Source organism: Limnobacter alexandrii (assembly GCF_005871185.1).
GTDB classification, from domain to species: Bacteria; Pseudomonadota; Gammaproteobacteria; order Burkholderiales; family Burkholderiaceae_B; genus Limnobacter; species Limnobacter alexandrii.
On the sequence record NZ_SWKN01000002.1, the window covers coordinates 1 to 5895 of the forward strand.

Sequence of the window (5895 nt, forward strand, 5' to 3'; positions counted from 1 at the left end):
AAAAAACCCCGCGTCCTTTTGGGAGCGGGGTTTTTTGGAATTGGAGAGCCTGACGATGTCCTACTTTCACATGCGAATGCACACTATCATCGGCGCTAAGGCGTTTCACGGTCCTGTTCGGGATGGGAAGGGGTGGTACCACCTTGCTATGGTCGTCAGGCAAAGAGGGTTGGCTGTAAGTGCGGTGCATTGATTGCACTTACTTGTTAGCTAACCAGCGTTGCGGCTGATTGGCTCGATTTGGAACTGATGAGTTATCTGTTGAGACAGCGCTGCTATCTTGATGATGCGTGTTGCGGGTATATCTTTACAAACTACCTTGGTTTTCATTCGGGTGTTAGCCCGAGGTAGATTTACTGTGTTGTTTCATGTGCGTATCTTTTAAGCAAGGCTCAATGCTATAGAGCCAAGCCGCACGGGCAATTAGTACTGGTTAGCTTAATGCATTACTGCACTTCCACACCCAGCCTATCAACGTCGTGGTCTTCAACGGCCCTTCAGGAGGATCAAGTCCTCAGGGAAATCTTATCTTAAGGCAAGTTTCACGCTTAGATGCTTTCAGCGTTTATCTCTTCCGTATTTAGCTACCCGGCAATGCCACTGGCGTGACAACCGGTACACCAGAGATACGTCCATTCCGGTCCTCTCGTACTAGGAACAGCCCCCTTCAAATTTCCAACGCCCACGGCAGATAGGGACCAAACTGTCTCACGACGTTTTAAACCCAGCTCACGTACCTCTTTAAATGGCGAACAGCCATACCCTTGGGACCGGCTACAGCCCCAGGATGAGATGAGCCGACATCGAGGTGCCAAACACCGCCGTCGATGTGAACTCTTGGGCGGTATCAGCCTGTTATCCCCAGAGTACCTTTTATCCGTTGAGCGATGGCCCTTCCATACAGAACCACCGGATCACTATGTCCTGCTTTCGCACCTGCTCGACTTGTCAGTCTCGCAGTCAAGCACGCTTATGCCATTGCACTATCAGTACGATGTCCGACCGTACTTAGCGTACCTTCGAGCTCCTCCGTTACTCTTTAGGAGGAGACCGCCCCAGTCAAACTGCCCACCATGCACGGTCCCCGACCCAGATAATGGGTCAAGGTTAGAACCTCAAACAGATCAGGGTGGTATTTCAAGGATGGCTCCATGAGAACTGGCGTTCCCACTTCAAAGCCTCCCACCTATCCTACACAAACCGGTTCAAAGTCCAATGCAAAGCTACAGTAAAGGTTCATGGGGTCTTTCCGTCTAGCCGCGGGGAGATTGCATCATCACAAACACTTCAACTTCGCTGAGTCTCAGGAGGAGACAGTGTGGCCATCGTTACGCCATTCGTGCAGGTCGGAACTTACCCGACAAGGAATTTCGCTACCTTAGGACCGTTATAGTTACGGCCGCCGTTTACTGGGACTTCAGTCAAGAGCTTGCACCCCATCATTTAATCTTCCAGCACCGGGCAGGCGTCACTCCCTATACGTCCACTTTCGTGTTTGCAGAGAGCTGTGTTTTTATTAAACAGTCGCAGCCACCATTTTATTGCAACCCCTTCACCCTTCCACTGTTCATGGTCAAGCTACAAGGGCGTACCTTCTCCCGAAGTTACGGTACCAATTTGCCGAGTTCCTTCTCCTGAGTTCTCTCAAGCGCCTTAGAATACTCATCCCGCCCACCTGTGTCGGTTTGCGGTACGGTCAACGTGTAACTGAAGCTTAGAGGCTTTTCTTGGGACCACTTCCAATGGGTTCGTAGCCGTAGCTACTTCCCCCCACACCCTTGAGTATATGACAGCCGGATTTGCCTAACTGTCCTCTATGATGCAGGGACCAGGATATCCAACACCTGGACCACTTTCCACGATCCGTCCCCCCATCGCATTACACGTCGGTGCAGGAATATTAACCTGCTTCCCATCGACTACGCATTTCTGCCTCGCCTTAGGGGCCGACTAACCCTACGCCGATGAACGTTGCGTAGGAAACCTTGGGCTTACGGCGACAGAGCCTTTCACTCTGTTTATCGCTACTCATGTCAGCATTCGCACTTCTGATACCTCCAGCATGCTTTACAACACACCTTCGCAGGCTTACAGAACGCTCCCCTACCACATGCACTTACGTGCACATCCGCAGCTTCGGTTATCTGCTTAGCCCCGTTACATCTTCCGCGCAGGACGACTCGATCAGTGAGCTATTACGCTTTCTTTAAAGGGTGGCTGCTTCTAAGCCAACCTCCTGACTGTTTTAGCCTTCCCACTTCGTTTTCCACTTAGCAGATATTAGGGACCTTAGCTGGCGGTCTGGGTTGTTTCCCTCTTGACACCGGACGTTAGCACCCGATGTCTGTCTCCCGAGATTGCACTTACAGGTATTCGGAGTTTGCCATGGTTTGGTAAGTCGCGATGACCCCCTAGCCATAACAGTGCTCTACCCCCTGTAGTGAGACTCGAGGCACTACCTAAATAGTTTTCGGGGAGAACCAGCTATTTCCAGATTTGTTTAGCCTTTCACCCCTATCCACAGCTCATCCCCTAACTTTTCAACGTTAGTGGGTTCGGTCCTCCAGTTGGTGTTACCCAACCTTCAACCTGGCCATGGATAGATCATCTGGTTTCGGGTCTACACCCAGCGACTAGACGCCCTATTCGGACTCGCTTTCGCTACGCCTTCCCTACTCGGTTAAGCTTGCCACTGAATGTAAGTCGCTGACCCATTATACAAAAGGTACGCCGTCACGGAACAAGTCCGCTCCGACTGTTTGTATGCACACGGTTTCAGGATCTATTTCACTCCCCTCCCGGGGTTCTTTTCGCCTTTCCCTCACGGTACTAGTTCACTATCGGTCAGTCATGAGTATTTAGCCTTGGAGGATGGTCCCCCCATGTTCAGACAGGGTTTCTCGTGCCCCGCCCTACTTGTCGTACGCCTAGTTCCACAATCGAGTTTTCACATACAGGGCTATCACCTTCTATGGCCGGACTTTCAAGACCGTTTTGTTAACTCAAATGCTAAATCGTACAGGCTGTTCCAATTTCGCTCGCCACTACTCTCGGAATCTCGGTTGATTTCTTTTCCTCTGGGTACTTAGATGTTTCAGTTCTCCAGGTTCGCCTCGCACAGCTATGTATTCACTGTGCGATACCCCTAAAAGGGTGGGTTTCCCCATTCGGACATCTACGGCTCAAAGCTTGTTTGCCAGCTCCCCGTAGCTTTTCGCAGGCTACCACGTCCTTCATCGCCTATGACTGCCAAGGCATCCACCATGTGCACTTATTCGCTTGACTCTATAGCGTTAAGCCCTGCTTCAAGTTACTCACTTAAAACAACACTGTAATCACCATAAAAAGCAAAGTAGTTTGTGTGTATTCTAAATTTCAAGCGCCGGTGCATATCAGGAACGATACACACCCACTTCTTGAGAAGAACGATGATGCAATCGCATCAATCAAAATATCTACACCTTCGTTAAAAGGAGTATCTATCTCGATATCTCATCATTTCCAAATTGTTAAAGAACAAGTCCAAATCGTGATGATTTGGCGACTCTTACAGCCAAATGAATAAACACAGCATTGCGCCTATTCATTTGACCGCAAAACGATGCAAACCTTGCACCCCTTGCCTAACCGCTAACAGCCAATCTTTATTCAAACACTCGATACAAACTTCATGTTTTTACGCAGCACTAAAACTTGGTGGAGGTGAACGGGATCGAACCGATGACCCCCTGCTTGCAAAGCAGGTGCTCTCCCAGCTGAGCTACACCCCCAGGTGTTTCTTACAACTACTTCAAACCAATGGTGGGTCTGGATGGGCTCGAACCATCGACCCCCGCCTTATCAAGACGGTGCTCTAACCAACTGAGCTACAGACCCCGTAAACTTTTCAGCCCCAGGGCCCTGACCTCTAGACAGTTCTTTCGTTCTGCACTTAAAGGCCCTCTCTTCTTGCTGCTTGTATCTTCGCGTCTAAACAAACCGATAAGTGTGAGCACTACAACCAAACAAATTCAAGACTTGATCAATTTCTCTTTCTCTAGAAAGGAGGTGATCCAGCCGCACCTTCCGATACGGCTACCTTGTTACGACTTCACCCCAGTCATGAATCCTACCGTGGTGACCGTCCTCCTTGCGGTTAGACTAGCCACTTCTGGTAGAACCCACTCCCATGGTGTGACGGGCGGTGTGTACAAGACCCGGGAACGTATTCACCGCGACATTCTGATCCGCGATTACTAGCGATTCCGACTTCACGCAGTCGAGTTGCAGACTGCGATCCGGACTACGATCGGTTTTCTGGGATTGGCTCCACCTCGCGGCTTGGCAACCCTCTGTACCGACCATTGTATGACGTGTGAAGCCCTACCCATAAGGGCCATGAGGACTTGACGTCATCCCCACCTTCCTCCGGTTTGTCACCGGCAGTCTCATTAGAGTGCCCTTTCGTAGCAACTAATGACAAGGGTTGCGCTCGTTGCGGGACTTAACCCAACATCTCACGACACGAGCTGACGACAGCCATGCAGCACCTGTGTGCAGGTTCTCTTTCGAGCACCAATCCATCTCTGGAAAGTTCCTGCCATGTCAAGGGTAGGTAAGGTTTTTCGCGTTGCATCGAATTAATCCACATCATCCACCGCTTGTGCGGGTCCCCGTCAATTCCTTTGAGTTTTAACCTTGCGGCCGTACTCCCCAGGCGGTCAACTTCACGCGTTAGCTACGTTACCAAGGAAGTAAATCCCCAACAACTAGTTGACATCGTTTAGGGCGTGGACTACCAGGGTATCTAATCCTGTTTGCTCCCCACGCTTTCGTGCATGAGCGTCAGTGTTATCCCAGGGGGCTGCCTTCGCCATTGGTGTTCCTCCACATATCTACGCATTTCACTGCTACACGTGGAATTCCACCCCCCTCTGACACACTCTAGTCGTGCAGTCACAAATGCAATTCCCAGGTTAAGCCCGGGGATTTCACACCTGTCTTACACAACCGCCTGCGCACGCTTTACGCCCAGTAATTCCGATTAACGCTTGCACCCTACGTATTACCGCGGCTGCTGGCACGTAGTTAGCCGGTGCTTATTCTTCAGGTACCGTCATCCCCCTAGGGTATTAGCCCAAAGGATTTCTTCCCTGACAAAAGTGCTTTACAACCCGAAGGCCTTCTTCGCACACGCGGCATTGCTGGATCAGGGTTTCCCCCATTGTCCAAAATTCCCCACTGCTGCCTCCCGTAGGAGTCTGGGCCGTGTCTCAGTCCCAGTGTGGCTGATCGTCCTCTCAGACCAGCTACTGATCGTCGCCTTGGTAGGCCTTTACCCTACCAACTAGCTAATCAGCCATCGGCCGCTCCAATAACGTGAGGCCTTGCGGTCCCCCACTTTCCCCCTCAGGGCGTATGCGGTATTAATCCGGCTTTCGCCGAGCTATCCCCCATTACTGGGCACGTTCCGATGTATTACTCACCCGTTCGCCACTCGTCAGCGGAGCAAGCTCCCTGTTACCGTTCGACTTGCATGTGTAAGGCATGCCGCCAGCGTTCAATCTGAGCCAGGATCAAACTCTTCAGTTTAATCTCTGCAAAATTTACTAAACTCGACGGAGTAGATGTTTATAAAAGCCTTGACAGCTTTCACATTCATTTACTTTATTCCGTGAGCACTAACTCTGAATCGTGATTCAAAGTCATTCTTTTTGAGAAAAGAACAAACCTTCAACCCATCTGGTCAGTGCCCACACTTATCGGCTGTTAACTTGTTAAAGATCGCTTCGAAATTTCTGCTAACCTTGCCGCTCTTCACTACTGTCTCGTTACCACCTGAGACCCTGAAGAACCGCTTGTTTGCTTCGTTTCGTGCTGCTTGTCGTGCAGCAGAGAAACGAGATTATGCACATC

At 50.5% G+C, this 5895-nt stretch carries 1 protein-coding gene, 2 tRNA genes and 3 rRNA genes; 1 reads left to right on the plus strand and 5 read right to left on the minus strand.

The genetic code is table 11. The features are described from left to right. Window positions 1-47: 47 nt before the first annotated feature. From rrf to FCS97_RS00230, 5 genes are all read right to left on the minus strand, one after another. Window positions 48-160: ribosomal RNA gene (gene rrf, locus FCS97_RS00210) — 5S ribosomal RNA — on the minus strand. Window positions 161-402: 242 nt separating this feature from the next. Further along, window positions 403-3285 (minus strand): 23S ribosomal RNA (locus FCS97_RS00215). A gap of 409 nt (window positions 3286-3694) precedes the next feature. Further along, a tRNA-Ala gene (locus FCS97_RS00220) sits at window positions 3695-3770 on the minus strand. 29 nt (window positions 3771-3799) lie between these two features. Continuing rightward, window positions 3800-3876: transfer RNA gene (locus FCS97_RS00225), tRNA-Ile, on the minus strand. A 164-nt stretch (window positions 3877-4040) separates the two neighbouring features. Next, window positions 4041-5571, minus strand: a 16S ribosomal RNA gene (locus tag FCS97_RS00230). Together the 16S, 23S and 5S rRNA genes with 2 tRNA genes alongside form the textbook arrangement of a ribosomal RNA operon. A 122-nt stretch (window positions 5572-5693) precedes the next feature. Between FCS97_RS00230 and FCS97_RS16580 the strand changes: the two genes are divergently transcribed. After that, a partial coding sequence (locus FCS97_RS16580; RefSeq protein ID WP_212746413.1) for a hypothetical protein occupies window positions 5694-5895 on the plus strand: 202 nt, incomplete at its 3' end.